The 15,011-nt window shown below is 37.0% G+C and carries 16 protein-coding genes; 3 read left to right on the top strand and 13 right to left on the bottom strand.

All coding sequences use genetic code 11. From position 1 onward, the window contains the following. Window positions 1–69 precede the first annotated feature (69 nt). Window positions 70–222: a hypothetical protein gene (locus tag MHH37_RS04025; protein ID WP_008403534.1), complete on the top strand. Its 153-nt coding sequence runs from the start codon at window positions 70–72 to the stop codon at window positions 220–222. 186 nt (window positions 223–408) lie between these two features. Then, the gene (locus MHH37_RS04020; RefSeq protein ID WP_342575107.1) at window positions 409–837 is read left to right on the top strand and encodes a hypothetical protein; all 429 of its coding nucleotides are present in this window, start codon (window positions 409–411) and stop codon (window positions 835–837) included. Between the two features lie 132 nt (window positions 838–969). Here the strand turns inward: MHH37_RS04020 and MHH37_RS04015 are convergent, their stop codons facing one another. The 7 genes from MHH37_RS04015 to MHH37_RS03985 all read right to left on the bottom strand — a co-directional run bounded on the left by MHH37_RS04015 (window position 970) and on the right by MHH37_RS03985 (window position 8,049). Continuing rightward, complete coding sequence (locus tag MHH37_RS04015; protein WP_342575106.1) at window positions 970–1,794, bottom strand: EfeM/EfeO family lipoprotein; 825 nt, start codon at window positions 1,792–1,794, stop codon at window positions 970–972. A 13-nt stretch (window positions 1,795–1,807) separates the two neighbouring features. Then, the gene (srtB, locus tag MHH37_RS04010) at window positions 1,808–2,491 is read right to left on the bottom strand and encodes a class B sortase (protein ID WP_342575105.1); all 684 of its coding nucleotides are present in this window, start codon (window positions 2,489–2,491) and stop codon (window positions 1,808–1,810) included. 1 nt (window position 2,492) lies between these two features. Further along, a complete protein-coding gene (locus tag MHH37_RS04005; RefSeq protein ID WP_342575104.1) occupies window positions 2,493–3,263 on the bottom strand; it encodes an ABC transporter ATP-binding protein in 771 nt (256 codons plus the stop codon). Window positions 3,264–3,271: 8 nt separating this feature from the next. Beyond that, window positions 3,272–4,225, bottom strand: a complete 954-nt coding sequence (locus MHH37_RS04000) for an iron ABC transporter permease (protein ID WP_342575103.1) — start codon at window positions 4,223–4,225, stop codon at window positions 3,272–3,274. 117 nt (window positions 4,226–4,342) lie between these two features. After that, window positions 4,343–5,245, bottom strand: a complete 903-nt coding sequence (gene isdE / locus MHH37_RS03995; RefSeq protein ID WP_342575102.1) for a heme ABC transporter substrate-binding protein IsdE — start codon at window positions 5,243–5,245, stop codon at window positions 4,343–4,345. Between the two features lie 207 nt (window positions 5,246–5,452). Then, window positions 5,453–7,252 carry an S-layer homology domain-containing protein gene (locus MHH37_RS03990; RefSeq protein WP_342575101.1) on the bottom strand — a complete coding sequence of 600 codons (1,800 nt, stop codon included), beginning with the start codon at window positions 7,250–7,252 and terminating at the stop codon, window positions 5,453–5,455. A 20-nt stretch (window positions 7,253–7,272) separates the two neighbouring features. Further along, on the bottom strand, window positions 7,273–8,049 hold the full coding sequence (locus MHH37_RS03985) for an NEAT domain-containing protein (protein WP_342575100.1): 777 nt from the start codon (window positions 8,047–8,049) through the stop codon (window positions 7,273–7,275). A gap of 376 nt (window positions 8,050–8,425) precedes the next feature. On the opposite strand from MHH37_RS03985, the gene MHH37_RS03980 reads away from it, so the two are divergent. Then, entirely contained in the window at window positions 8,426–9,064 is a 639-nt protein-coding gene (locus MHH37_RS03980) for a GntR family transcriptional regulator (protein WP_008403543.1), read from the top strand. Between the two features lie 113 nt (window positions 9,065–9,177). On the opposite strand, the gene MHH37_RS03975 is transcribed toward MHH37_RS03980, so the two are convergent. From MHH37_RS03975 to MHH37_RS03950, 6 genes are all read right to left on the bottom strand, one after another. Further along, the gene (locus tag MHH37_RS03975; protein WP_087615555.1) at window positions 9,178–9,843 is read right to left on the bottom strand and encodes an HAD family hydrolase; all 666 of its coding nucleotides are present in this window, start codon (window positions 9,841–9,843) and stop codon (window positions 9,178–9,180) included. A gap of 32 nt (window positions 9,844–9,875) precedes the next feature. Beyond that, window positions 9,876–10,517: an NAD(P)H:quinone oxidoreductase type IV gene (gene wrbA / locus MHH37_RS03970; RefSeq protein WP_008403545.1), complete on the bottom strand. Its 642-nt coding sequence runs from the start codon at window positions 10,515–10,517 to the stop codon at window positions 9,876–9,878. Between the two features lie 111 nt (window positions 10,518–10,628). Further along, window positions 10,629–11,069: a type II 3-dehydroquinate dehydratase gene (gene aroQ, locus MHH37_RS03965; protein WP_087615556.1), complete on the bottom strand. Its 441-nt coding sequence runs from the start codon at window positions 11,067–11,069 to the stop codon at window positions 10,629–10,631. A 120-nt stretch (window positions 11,070–11,189) separates the two neighbouring features. Then, window positions 11,190–12,089 (bottom strand): quinate/shikimate dehydrogenase, encoded by a 900-nt coding sequence (locus MHH37_RS03960; protein WP_087615557.1) that lies wholly within the window; start codon window positions 12,087–12,089, stop codon window positions 11,190–11,192. Window positions 12,090–12,125: 36 nt separating this feature from the next. Then, window positions 12,126–13,340: an MFS transporter gene (locus tag MHH37_RS03955; RefSeq protein WP_342575096.1), complete on the bottom strand. Its 1,215-nt coding sequence runs from the start codon at window positions 13,338–13,340 to the stop codon at window positions 12,126–12,128. 104 nt (window positions 13,341–13,444) lie between these two features. Beyond that, window positions 13,445–14,644, bottom strand: a complete 1,200-nt coding sequence (locus MHH37_RS03950) for an MFS transporter (RefSeq protein WP_342575095.1) — start codon at window positions 14,642–14,644, stop codon at window positions 13,445–13,447. Window positions 14,645–15,011 lie beyond the last annotated feature (367 nt).

Below are 15,011 nucleotides of genomic sequence, written 5' to 3'. Positions count from 1 at the left end.
TTTCATAATTAAATAAATAATCGAACATAATAAGTAATGTAAAACAATCGTACAAGGAGGCTATATAAAATGATTATTACTGAAACTTGGTGGGGCGAGATTTTTTCGGGGCCATTATCTATTGGATTAAACGAACAGAAGGTTAAACAACTTGAGGATGAATCATTTTTATACTTTGACGAATTTGTTGCTACAATTCCTAATGAAGAACAAAATACTTAATTTTTAAAAGGACTGTCACAATTGGCAGTCCTTTTTTGTATTTTTTTGTGGCATAATGACTATATAATAGTGATTATTACGCTAGGTTCATAGGAGGTTATCCTTATTTTAAATAAATTACTGAAATTTATGTTAATCGCCTTACTTATTTTTGTTTGCGTCGTTTCAGTACAATATATTATAAAAATGCAGAATTCCGAAAAGGAAGAAACTCTCATTGAAGCTAAGGCATCAATGACCCAGGAACAATTGAAAACTCACACTATGCTTATGATGACAGAAATTGTGCTGAAGCAGTTTGTCGAAAATATAATGCTGAATATCGAAATCGTACCGGTTGACGACAAGCAAAATGTCATCGTCTCATTGCGGGCATCAGAATTTCTTAAAGAAAGTACACTCTTGAAAGATAGCTACAACTTATTAAAAGAAATTCAGCATGTGGAAGAAATAAATGATATTACATTAAAGTGGTTTATGCCTGTAAAGAACAATAATACTGAAATTCTCACTGTCACTTTTGATGACGAGGCGTTGGCTGCTATCAACGAAATTTCGTATAAAGACATTCCTCAAGCAGCCACTCAATATATAAAGCATGAACATTTAGATTAAAGTCCATTTACTAAATAAAAAGCGGTTCAAACTTTACGTGTCGTAGAATTTGAACCGCTTTAATTTATGTCTCATGATTTATCTGTAACTTGCTTATGCAAATAAAATTTTTCCGTTTATTCATCAGCATAGCTATTTTATTGATTCATTCATTTGCTGTAATGCCGCTTCCACATTTGTTACCGCTGTAATTAGCTCTTGTTCTTGTTTTGTCGTGAAGAGATTATAGTTTACGTAATCTTCTTTTCCCACTTCGTAGTACGCGACAATTTCGTTTAGTTTTGTAATAGCATTTGATGCAGCTTCGGCACTTTCATCAGAAACACGTGGAACAAACACTTCCATTAAATCTTCTGCTGCATCTGTTTGTGCTTTCACTGCATATACTTCATTTCCAGCAATGCCCGGCGATGTTAATCGGTTATTTGCCATATCCTGAAACATTGTTACTGCTGAAGCAAGTACATTAGTTTCAGAAACGTCAATTGTCGCAAAATCGGCTTGAAGTGACTTCACATCGGCAACAAGTTCCTCAGCAATTCCTTCGTAACCTGCTGTCTTCTTCTCACCAAATAATCCATATGCTATACGCTGAAAACCTGTTTTGTCCGTTTCTTTACCTTCAACAATGTCACCTTTTATTTTTTCGTCAAGCTCCTGGAAACTCGGGGCAAGCGGCTGTAATCGTTCAAAATACATCGTTACTAGCGGATACAGTTTCTGTGCGTCTTCCAGCTTTCCTTCGTTAATAGCAGTCGCTAAAAGTTCGGTATCTGTTACAAAGCTGTCCATTTCCCCTGCTAAAAGTGATTTGAACTGCTCTGCTTCTGCACTCACATCGATTACTGCTTCCTGCTGTTCCACAGGCTCTGCTTTCTGTTCTTCTTCTTTTTGTCCACATGCTGCCAATACTGAAACAGCAAGTAATGCCGTCATTATTTTTTTAGTGTTTTTCATCTTACTTCACCTCTTATTTTTCTAGTTCGACTACTTTTGCATGTACGACGAAACGTTCCTTATCGTTTTGTGATGTCGTGCATGTTGACAATGTAACTATTTTATCAGCAGCCGTTATATGAACCGGCAATTTTATATTGGAATGTTGCTGTATTTTCTCTAAGAACTGCGTATACGTGTTGTCTGTAAATTGTGTTTCAATATAATAAAAGTCGGTTGTCGTTTCATATGCGGCAAACACTTGCAATGCAAAGCGCTTGTCATTCGTTTCATAATAAAATACAGGATGGGCTTCTGCGTATACCTGCTCGCTAAACTTAGGCAAATCTCCGAACATCGTACCATTGCGTAAAACATGCCCGTAAAAAATCGTATGACGATCTTCCATTACCTCATTGCGAAAATCGGCAAATATGCTTCCGCCACGACTTTTCTCGTCTAAATAATTATGTTTTAAGTAAAATTCATTATTATCCCTTTGCAAAACAGGGTTATTAAGACGGGTATTTTCCAATGTGAGCCAGCCGATGATATGATCGTTTTGCTGTTGAATTGCAGCAAGCTCACTTTGTTCGACAATTTGCCGCGCATCTTCCAGCTTGGTTTCCACTTCCTGATAGCTGAAAAAATACCGGATAATAATCGCCGCGCAAATAATCATAACAATGCCGCTTACAATTTGAATAATTTTACGCATTTTAAATACTTAACGGCATCATATATAACCCGAGCTGCTCATCTTCATGAAACACGGTATTGACCCCGTATACTTCCTTAATTACTTCTTTTGTAATAACATCGCGCGGTGCACCTTCAGCAATGATTTTACCGGCTTTCATCAATATAATGTGGTCACTATAGCGGATTGCTTGATTAATGTCGTGGAGTACCATGACTATCGTCAAGCCATACTGTTCATTCAGTTGCTTAACGAGCTCCAGCAGTTCCAGCTGATAGTATATATCCAAATACGTTGTCGGCTCGTCCAGGCACAATATTTCCGATTTTTGTGCAAGTGCCATTGCAATCCATACACGCTGCCGTTCTCCGCCGGAAAGTGCCGACAAATCATTATGCCGTTTTTCAAGCAGATTCGTACATGTAAGCGCCCATGTAACGGCCTCCTCATCTTTTTCAGCTCGCTTCTTGAATAATGAAGTATGCGGCATCCGACCGTACATAACAAGCTTCTCCACCGTCAAATCTGAAGGAATATCGTTTTGCTGATAGACAATCGCCAATTTCTTTGCAAACTCTTTCGGCTTATATTCCACTAAATCCCGATTTTCGAGCGTTGCCTGACCTTCAAGCGGTTTTTTGTTCCGTGACATAACACTTAGCAATGTGGATTTCCCGCACCCATTCGGCCCTATGATTGTCGTCACTTTCCCTTTTGGAATGGCGGTCGATACTGCATTTAAATGGCGGGTCGCCCCATCATGGGAAACGACTACTTGTTTAATTTCCATATTGGTTGTCACTCTTTTCTAAGTAGGAATATGAGGAAAGGTCCTCCGATAATGGCCATAATCGTTGATGCCGGTACTTCCATCGGGCTGAACATTGTACGACCAAGGGTATCTGCCAACAAAATAATAAATGCACCGAGCAGTGCCGTAAATGGAATCAACACTTTATGATCATAACCAACAAGTCGACGCGCAATATGCGGCACTAAAATTCCAACAAATGAAATGACTCCTGCCACCACGACGGATGCTGCAGCTAGCAGCACGGCCACCGCTGCAATAAGGATGCGTGCACCCGTAACATTAAAACCGACACTTTTGGCAGTTTTATCGGATAACACGAGCACATTGCAGGAAGCGTATAAAATAAAAGCAAGAAGTAAACCGATTGAGCCATATGTAACAATTAACGATACATCATCCCATGTTTTTAAGGACAGGTTCGATGTAATTGCGCCTGTTGCCGATGCGCCAAAACTGATCATTGCTTCCGTTAGTCCCGAGAACATCGCATTGATTGCAATCCCGACTAAAATTAACTTTAATGGATTCAGCCCTGACTTCCAGGAAAGCAGGAAAACGAAGAAACATGCAAGTGCACCCCCGATAAATGCTGCAATTGGGGTGAAGAAAAATAATGTCGGTACAAAGCTTACGATAAATAATTTTGTAAATGCAGCTCCCGCGGATATTCCGATAAATCCGGCATCTGCCAATGGATTTCGCATAATTGCCTGCAATAGTACACCGGCAACCGATAAAGCAGCTCCGGCAAAGATCGCAACGATGATTCTTGGAAAACGCAAATCCTTAATCGCAGCCATATCCGCATTATCGGCATTGAAGAAATTCGTTATAAAGTCGGTAAATGACATCTGTATACTGCCTGTTGTCGCTGCATAAATAATTGTCATAACAAGCAATACAGTGACAGCGATAAAGCTTATAATTTTTTTTGTCACAGAAAACATCCTTTATATGATGAAAAGCAAAACCTCCCTCAAGACTTTGCTTTTCCAACATTATTATTGAGATAGTGAAACTTCAATCAGTGGAGCAAATAATTTACTACCCGTTAATTAGGGATAAAATATTTCTACTAACTGATTGAGTGCTTCCGGTACATTCAATGCTGCTGTCGTACCAAATAGTTCTTCCTCTAAATCATATACTTGTCCATTTTTCACGGCATTAAAATGTTTCCAAATATCATTTTTTGCAAATTCCTCGTCAAACATTTTAATTACCTCATCCGGCATACCGTGCGATAAACGTAAAATGATATCAGGGTTCGATGAATATAAATGCTCTGTATTGGATGGCAAATATTCAGCATCCTGTCCAGCCATGACATTCTCCCCGCCTGCAAGACGTACTAAATCTCCCGCATAGGAATTTTCGGTCGCCACTAAATAACTGCCTGGTACACCTAGTAAAATGAGTACCCTCGGCTTCTCTTCATTATTTGCTGCAACCTCTACCGCATCAATTTCAGCCTGTAGCTCATCATTTAAAGCCTTTGCCTCGTCCACACGGCTGTAACGTTCGCCAAGTGCTGTAATTTCACCCATCATAGATTCAATACTTGTTAAATCAACAAAATCGACCGGAATTTTCAATTGTTCAAATTTATCCTTTAAATCGTATTCCAATGTTGAAACAGACAATACTTCAGTTGGATTGAGCGATTTGATTATTTCCGCATCCGGATCCATTGCATTCCCGATATTCGGCAGATCATCAAAACGAGCCGGCAAATCCTTTACCGTATCCGGAATTGCGACAGCATCAAGATTCAGTCTATCCAATATTTGTGCAATGACAACCGTTCCCGCAATAATGCGATGCTCCTCTTCAACTGCCGAAGCCTGTTCTGATGAAGTATTGTCATCGCCGGTATTGGATGACTCTGCTTTCTGTTCACTTCCGCATCCCGCAAGTACGGCGATACTCAGCGTGAGACCGATTAACCACTTCTTCATTTCCTTTTCCTCCTAGCTGTTTAAACTGAAGTAAAATTTCATCACATCCAGGATGGAAGTTTAGTTCAATTTAAGCGTAGCATCTCCACTTTCCTTACTCAAAAATAGGATTGGGGCTGTATTAAAAGCCGCAGCTTTCAACACAACCCTACCTAAACTCATATTAGCTAACGGCTATTTGTAATAAGCCATTTACGTTTCATTGAATTATTTCTTTAGACCATCAACAACTGTTAACGTATTGTTTAAGATTTTTGCCATTTGAGAGCGTGTTAATTCGTTTTCCGGGTTGAATTTCCCTTCAAAACCAGAGATAATACCTAATTTATTTAATTCAGAAATTGCTTTTGATGCTTCAACTTCTTTTGGCATATCAGTGAATTTTGCTGCTTCTCCAGATGCTTTATAGCCGTTTTTCTCTAATAGACGGTAAATCATTAACGCCGCCTGTTTACGAGTTATATCTTGTCCAGGTGCAAATGTAGTAGCTGTTTTACCGTTAATAATACCGTAACCGTTTAATGCATTGATTGCTGTTTTAGTTTCAGCATCATATTTTGCGATATCAGAGAAGTTCGCTTTTGCTGGTACATCCAATTTTAATGCACGGTTTAGCATTAATGCGAATTGAGAGCGTTTCAGGTTGTTTCCAGGGTTGAACTTGTCTGCAGCTTTGAAAATTCCTTTGTTATAAAGGTTAATGATCGCATCTTTGTTACCGTTGTTTGCGATATCTTTAAATGGAACAGTTGTTGAGCTCTTATCGCTAAACTTCATTTGGAAGTCATGTGCAGTTTCATATAATACATTCCCATTAAGAACTACTTTTAAATCTGCTGTTGCTGTATAGATTTTTTCTAAATCTTTAACTGATAACGTGTAGATTTTTACTGTATTATTGCCAACTTTTTCTTCTGACTTTAATGCAACTGTTGCGCCCTCAACATCGAAGCCTAATAAGTGTTGACCTTCAGGGAATGTTAATTCTACATCATAGCCACCTTCAGTTGTTGTCACTGTTACCTCATCGTCTAAATATTTATTGTGCATAATAGACAATTCCTGAGTTCCGTTCTTTAATGCTGTAACATCCATTTTTACAGATTCAACAGGCGCAGGTTTTACTTCAGCTTTTGGTAACTCCAGGTCAGCTGTTTCGATAGCGAAACCGAAGTCATACCATTTATCCATCTTCGCTGCAGGAACAACAACATGTACACCTGCTTCATGTAATTCACTAATTGAAGGAATCTCTACTGTATAAACCCCATCTTTTTCAGTTGCTTCTTTACCCGCAATTTTAAATCCAGCTACCATTTCTTTTGAAGTTTCCGCTACAGATACTTCTACAGAATATTTGCCGTCTTTTACGATTAATTTCGCTTTAGGTGTGAAGTGGTTTGTAATTGCTTTGTAGTTACCTACTTTTTCTGAATTATATGCATCCCAAACAATATCGTAAGTACCATCAGCTACTGAATCGAAAGTTTTGCCTGGTGTATAAACTTTCTCTTCTTTCACTTCTTCAACCGGCTTTGTTGTTTCCGTTACTTCTTTAATTGATTTTGCATCAGGTGTTAATGTAACTTTATAATCAACTGGATCTTTGCCAACGAAAGGAATTGTCATATTAAGAGTAGCTTCTACAGGAGCATAATCTGCCGTTACTGGAATATTGATGTGCTTTTTCCCGTTATATTCAGCCATTGCAGGTTGTCCTGCTACTGTTACGCTATTTACCATTGCTAATACCGCATCTGATAATTCAATATTGATAAATTGCTGACCATTATGTTCAACTAGTTTGCCTGTAGTTGGAATAAAACGTTTTAGTGCATCATCCGCGTCAACTTTAAAGTCAATTGTTTTTGATGCTGTCGATGTTGCTGCATCCGTTGCCTTTGTTTCTGTAGTCGTGTCAGCAGATACTGCCATTGCTGGTACGATTGCTGATGTAGCAAGTAATGATGCTAATACTGCTTTAGTTGCTTTTGATTTGTTAGCCATTCTTTATTTCCCCTGTCTGTTTATATAGTTTTTGTTTTCTTTGTGCGAATGAATACAACGGCTGCTATGATAAATAAAATAACCGCCATTAACGGTAATTCATCGCTCGTCTCCGGATTTTCTACTACCTCAGAATCTTCAGCTTGCTTCGTTTCAGATGCAATTTCTTCATCTGTTTTTGTAGAATCATCTGTCTTTGTCGTTTCTGTTGTCGCTTGCTGTTCGGATGAATCTGTATTCTGCTTTTCAGTTGATGGTGCTGGTGTATTTGAAGAAGTATTACTTCCTGACGACTTTGTCGGTGTTTCCTTAGGTGCTGGAGTTGTTTTTGCAGGTTCCTGCTTTACCGTTTCTTTAGGTTCCTCGACTTTTGCTTCAGGTAACCCCCCGCTGTTAAATACAAAATCTACACTATAGCTATGATGGTAATCGATATCATCGATGTCGATTTTCATCGCTACTGTCACTAAATTTGCATTGGAAACAGAAAATTGCACTGTACGGTGGTCTGAGGATTCATTTGAGCTGATTACTTTCGCTCCGCCTGGAGGATTAAACTGTGTCACCCAACTGCTGTTTTTAATCGTAATCTGCATTGACATTTTTCCGTTGTTTACGATTAACTTGGCTGGCTTTAAAAAATAGTCATTTGCCATTGATGCCGAATTGCTCCCGGGTTTATTTACTTGATAACTAACATCATATGTACCATCAGCAATTGCTGCAGATGAATTATTCGGTAAAGTAAACGCTACCAAAAAAAGAGCAGCAAAAAATATGAAGAAACCTTTACTCACACTATTTCTCCTCCTTTTCTATATAATATCAAAGTTTCTAATAGAGAATATTTCTCAATTCCACTATATAGCATGCCATAAAAATGGTTGATTCTCAAATGGCAACATTCCCCTTTCCCATTAAATTTCGGCCAATCCTTTAAAAATTCATGAATTTGTCGCAATTACAGCTTGACTCTTTTTCATAGCAGTTCAGTTATTTACAGAAAAGGGGAATAATCTACAAGTACTTGTATTTTCCCACCTATCGATTACTTATTTTTATACTAAAAAGTTGTTTATGAGGAATACTAGGAAGGTTGGAGTCTTCTTCAAAAAATTAGTTAAATAAAGTATAATAGGGAGTATAATTAAAATAATTTCTAGGGGTTACGTTATGATTTTAGATAAAAAGAATGCACAAAAATTTGCTTATGAATATATACGAGAACGAATTTTAAACGGGACCTATAGTGGTGGCATGAAACTTGTGGAAGAACGCCTGGCAGATGAAATTGGCGTTAGTCGAACACCGATTCGGGAAGCAATTAAAACACTTGAACAGGAAGGGTTGATTAAAAAAAAGCAAGTTGTTAATCCGACTGCTCAAGATTTAATATACCTATATGACATACGTATATTACTTGAAGGTTTTTCCGCAAAAAGAGCAGCAAAGTATATGACTCCAGATAAGATTAAAGAGCTTGAAAGTACTATCACGAAATCCCGCAGTTCATTTCTCGAAGGGCAGTCAAAAGAAATGTACAATTCTAACCAGCATTTTCACGAATTAATTATTAATGAATGCCAAAACCCGCTGATTATTGAAAAATTAGAAGAAGCTCGTACGATTTTTCACTTGTTTAGTTTAAGGTTCGATCTATATAGTCGACCGAATATTATTGAAGAGCATGAAGAAATTTACAATGCAATTAAAGACAAAAATGAAGAACTTGCCGGCGAACTGATGGCCAACCATTTACAAAAAGATATGAATTTTACACTGGAATATATCGGTAGACGAGGTCAATATTAAGTTCAATTATATAATTGATGTCCGAACATAAACTTTTGGAATCGTCTATTCCATAACATATAAAAAGGCACTAATTCTTCCAACCGGGAATTAGTGCTAAAATGTTATTGGATTCAATTGTTTTCAATCGTTCTTACTACATCTAATACTTCATCGAACTGATTAATTACATAATCAGCTTTTGAATCTTCTTTGTAAGACGGATCTTTTATCCATACGCTAATCATCCCAACGTCATTTGAAGCTTGAACATCATTTATTAAATGATCACCAACGTAAATTGCTTCATTTGGAAGTACATTCAGTATATCCAATGCATAGTTGAATATATTTGCATCGGGTTTTCTCATCCCTACTTCATCCGATACAACGATGCAGTCAAATAGCGAATCAATACCAAGCTTAATAACATTATTACGCTGATGACCAACACGGCCGTTAGTTACTAGACCTAAGAGGTATCCTTGTTCCTTTAGTTTTTTTAAAACCATCTCGATATCCGGAAAACCAACTGCGAATTTTTGGAAGTTATCTTCATACTCTTTTACGAGCTCTTCCATTGAATAGGGTAAGTTCCATTCTTTTATTAATGTTGAATAGACAACATCTTTCCAAACATATCCCTGTGCATCGAGTTCAATGAATCGATCAATGAAGGGCTGCTTCTGAATATTTTCTAATTGAAACAAACGCTCATACTGCTCATGAATATAGTTATTTAACGCTGTATCCCGATCCATTATTGTTCGATCGAAGTCAAATAAAATTGCTTTTATCATATTATCTAGTTTCTCCTTTTAAGTAGGAAATCTTAATCTTGTATTCCTGCTTTAATCCAACTGCCTACTTGAATCGTTCTCCGTGCTTGATATTCAACTGCTGCTTTTGCATCCTCAATGATCTGGCCATCTTTTCCTACCGTTACACTTGTACCAAACGGATTACCACCTGCCGTAAAAACACTTGGATCCGTATAACCTGGAGTTGCTACAATTACACCCCAGTGATACATTGTTGTGTAAATTTGCAATAATGTTTGTTCCTGACCACCATGCACATTTTGTGCAGAAGTCATTGCACTTGCTACTTTGTTAGCCAATTTCCCATTGTACCAAAGCCCGCCTGCTGTATCGATAAATTGTTTAACTTGACCCGGCACATTTCCAAAACGTGTAGGGATGCTAAATATAAATGCATCTGCCCATACTAAGTCGCTTAATTGTACTTCTGGCACATCTTTCGATTTTTCCATAAACGCTTTCCATGCCGGATTTGAATTAATTGCTTCTTGTGGAGCTGTTTCCTGAATTCTTAATAATTTCACATCTGCACCGGCTTCAATTGCAGCAGCTTCGGCCCACTTCGCCATTTGATAATTAGTCCCTGTTGAACTGTAATAAATAATAGCAAGTTTCACTGGATTTTCTTCCTTTACTTTTCCTTTAAAAAACATATATTACTTCCCTCCAATCCAACAATAAGCGACTTCTAATCAAAGAAATCGCTTATTAATTTACCCTATTTAATTAAGTACAACCAACATTATGAATAAATATATATATAATTATTTTCTTATTGCTTGTACTGCCGCCCGAATTCCTAATAAGTAGCTCTCTTCACCAAAACCGGAAATTTGACCTGTCACAATATCAGCGAATACTGATTTTTCACGGAAGCTCTCACGTGCATGAATATTTGACATGTGCATTTCAACAATTGGGCCTGTAAAAATAGCTAAAGCATCTCGAATTGCATAGCTATAGTGAGTCCATGCACCTGCATTCAGAACAATGCCGTCAACACCTGCCAGGAACGCTTCGTGAATTTTTTCTACGAATTCACCTTCATGATTCGTTTGAAAAGTTTCTACTTCTACATTTAATTCTTTTGCCAGTTCTTGAATGTTGTTGTTAATTTGATCTAAAGTAATTGTGCCATAATGTTCAGGATCACGTTTACCGAACATGTTGTGGTTAACACCATGTAACATTAAAATTTTTGTCATCATCCATACTCCTTAAAATAAATTGTTATATAGAATATAGTGTTTTAGTATTTGTAAACATTTCATTATCCATACCGTATATAAAGGAGCGTGTGATATGAATATATAATAATATTGTAATTATTTATGTTCACCAAACATAATTTCTTTAATTTCTTCAATTGGCATATCTTCGCCAGTGAATAATTTAAAGCCTAAAGCACCTTGCCATAACATCATACCAAGACCGTTGATTACTGTACAACCTGCCTCTTCAGCTTGAGTTAATAATTTTGATTTTTGCGGGTTATAAACTACGTCAGTCACAACTAAATCTTTACGTAACACATCTAACGTTTCATCCACAATCGATAAATGATCAAGCGGTTTCATACCAAGGCTTGTACCGTTCGCTAAAATAGCAGATTCAGCAACTTCACGACGGAATGCTTCTTTATCTTCCAATGGGAAAATGTTCGCTTTTACGCCAAACTCTTTCATTTCATTGTTAATGTAGTTCACATTTTCTTCTGCTTGTCCGAAGAATTGGTCGTTACGTGCGAAAATTGAAATTTCACGGATACCTGATTGAGCAAATTGAATAGCGATAGGAGTTGCAGCGCCACCAGAACCCACAAGGGTAACTTTTTGACCTTTAAGCTCTACACCATGCTCGATTAAGTTGCGGATATAACCAAGACCGTCCGTGTTGTAACCGATTAATTTACCATCGCGGTTAACTACAGTGTTAGATGCACGAGAATATTTAGCTGAATCATCTAATTCATCTAGATAATCAAGAACTTTCATTTTGTTAGGCATCGATACGTTGAAGCCTGCTACACCTGCCGCTTTGAAACCTTTAACTGTTTCTTCTAATTCTTCGTTACCTACTTCAAATGCAAGGTAAGCATAGTTTAAACCTTTTAATGAATAACCTAAGTTATGCATACGTGGTGATAGGCTATGGCCAATCGGTGTTGCAAGTAATCCTACTAATTTTGTTTTACCGTCGATTTTTTTCTCATTTACATTTGTCATTCGAAACGCTCCTTTTATTGTATAAATTCAGATGTTTTATTTCACTGTTGCTTTGTCTGTTTTACCAAAGACTTTATTTAAACGACTTAGTACATAAACCGCTAAAATAACACTAATTACAGCAATCACAATATCAAAGACAAGTGTCATCGAAATACCAACTGAGTCTACAAGTGCACTAGTAATGATTGGTACTAAAATGAATGCTGAACTTGCAGCGATATTAACGTACGCTGAGAACGTTGCTTTATTTTTGGGGAAAAGCTTCATCATAACACTTAACGCTAATTGGAAAATACCCGATGTGAATAGACCAAGTAGGAATGTACTTACTAATACAAGACCGTATGATTCCACAACAAATAGTGAAAGCATCGCTACGATAGCGCCAATTGGATAAATAATCGCGACCAAAATTGGTGAAATATATTTATCTAACACAATTGCAAGCAATAATACCGATATAAGTGCGCCGATACTGAAGTAAGACAGTAATTGAACTGCCTGGCTGGACTCTAAACCAATGAAATCTGTACCCAGTTTAGGTAACCATGTTTGCCAAACAACGAATAACGCCGTTGAAGTGAAACCAATTAAAATAATGGCTAAACCTTCACCAAAGATTTTTGGCTCTTGTTTAAAGTTTGTTTCAACTGTTGCTTCACCTTTTTCATCTTTAGCTGGTGCAGCTTTATGATCAGGGAATGGCATGAACATTAAGTAAATACCGCTAACTAAATATAGAGCACCTAGGCCAAAGAATGCCCAGCCCCAGAAAATATCATTAGCAATTAATACAGCTAAAATAAATGGTAATAATGTAGCACCGATTGAAACAGATGCTTTTACTAAAACGTTAGCTGAACTTGCTTTTTTCGGGAAGGATTCTGTCAACGCAGGATATGTCCCTGAATCAAGTAGTGAGTTCGCAATACCTGCAGAAATTGCAAAAATGAATGCGATTACATAACTTGTCGTTGTTGGAATACCAATTAAGAATACTAAATATAGGAAACAAGCCGTGATAATAACTGGCTTACGACCTAAGCCATCCGAAAGACGTCCTACGAAGAATAATGCCCCTAATTTACCGATACCAATAGCTGATACAAGTAAACTGATTTGTGCAATCGTTACGCCATATCGATCAGATAAGTTGTCCATGTTTGAAGCGATAATAATATTAATCATCCCAAGCATGAAATAGTTAAGATACATCCCAAGAGATGTTTTAAGAAACGGGCTTTTCATGTTTTCACTCCTCAATATTTGTGCTGGATCTAAATATTCCCAATTCACATATCTCGAATCCGAGAGATTGTAGAAGAATATTCTCCTCGTATTTCAAGAAGAATCTAATGCACAACTTTAATTTTTTTGTATTTTATAAAAATGTAGGTAGCAAGCAAAATACTCACTAGAGCGAGAACGAAATCAAATACAAATACAGATGTAATATTAACGTACTCTCTTAATAATCCTGTTCCGTAGGGAATCACCATAAAAGCTACACTTGCTGCTGCACTGACGTACGCCACGCTTGTTCCTTTGTTTTCAGGGAATAGCTCAACCATAACAGTCATTGCTAGTTGGAATATTCCAGACATAAATAAACCTAAGAAGAAGATTAGAAAAGCGGTTAAACCTTGAGTCGAATTTGTTAAAAAGAGAACTAGAAAAACTGCTGCCATAAACGGATATATGATCATCGCTGTAACCGGTTTAATCCAACGGTTAAGAAAAACAGTTAATAGGATTACGGATAGTAAGCCACCAGCACTAAAGAAACTTATCAGACTCACTGCTTCAATATCTCCATAACCTAGGACTTCTATGGCATAAGTTGGCATCCAAGTTTGTACAATCATTGAAAGAGATATAGAGGTAAAGCCAAATAAAATCAAGGCTGCTCCTTCTTTCATGAATTTCGGCTTAATAGAAAATTGTATTTTCACTGCAGAATAATCGACCAAATAATGATCGAATTCATCTTCCTTATTTTTGGGAAATGCAGATTTAAGAACAATAAATGCCACAACTAAAAATAATGCTGCCGGTACAAAGAATGCGTATCCAAAAAATAAATCCTTTGAAATAAATAAGGCAATCATCATAGGCAGAAGTATTGCGCCTATTGATACAAAGGCTTTGATTAATACAGTAGCGCTACCTGCCCGCTTAGGAAAAGCCTCATTTAATGCCGGATATGATCCCGAGTCTAATAATGAGTTACATGTCCCTGCGATAAATGCAAGCCCTATTGCAATAGAAAATGAATTTGTAAGGGGCATCCCAACTAAAAAAACAACGTAAAGAACCGCTGCAACCAGTATTAATGGTTTTCTCCCGTAGCGATCAGAAAGTTTCCCTGAAATATTGACAGTAAATAGATGTCCAATGCCAATTACGGATATTAGTAAACTAATATCTGTCCGGTCAACATGCATTTGTTCAGTTAGAAAGCCCATATTAGATGCTAGAATAATATTCACCATTCCAAGTAATAAATAGCTCATGTAAATGCCTGTACCCATTTTTAAATATGGATTTTTCATCTTTTACCTCTCTTATATATTTTCAGGATATTTATTAAAAAGTCGCTGCTAATAGAGTGATTGAAACCATTCCCAGTATTTACCTGAATGCGAAAAGTTAATCTTACTAATCGGCTTCTCTTTATTATGTTATTTCTTATAGATTTTATACTTTTGATTCGAATAGCTATTACCAACCAGCTTCCTCTGGAACAACTTCATATTATCATTTTGTATACATTTTTGTCAATTTTGTATACAAAATAAGATAATTCTGTTTTTTCTCCTATCTATACTGCCCTTTATAATATAAAAAAGTCCCGAATATTAATGTAAATCTAGTAGTAGTTATTGATGGGGCGTGTATATGTTCCACTTTATAAACTTC

It is taken from the genome of Solibacillus sp. FSL K6-1781 (assembly GCF_038630735.1).
GTDB classification, from domain to species: Bacteria; Bacillota; Bacilli; order Bacillales_A; family Planococcaceae; genus Solibacillus; species Solibacillus silvestris.
The sequence above is the reverse complement of the archived record's forward strand: the minus strand, read 5'-3'. Positions and strand labels throughout refer to the sequence as shown.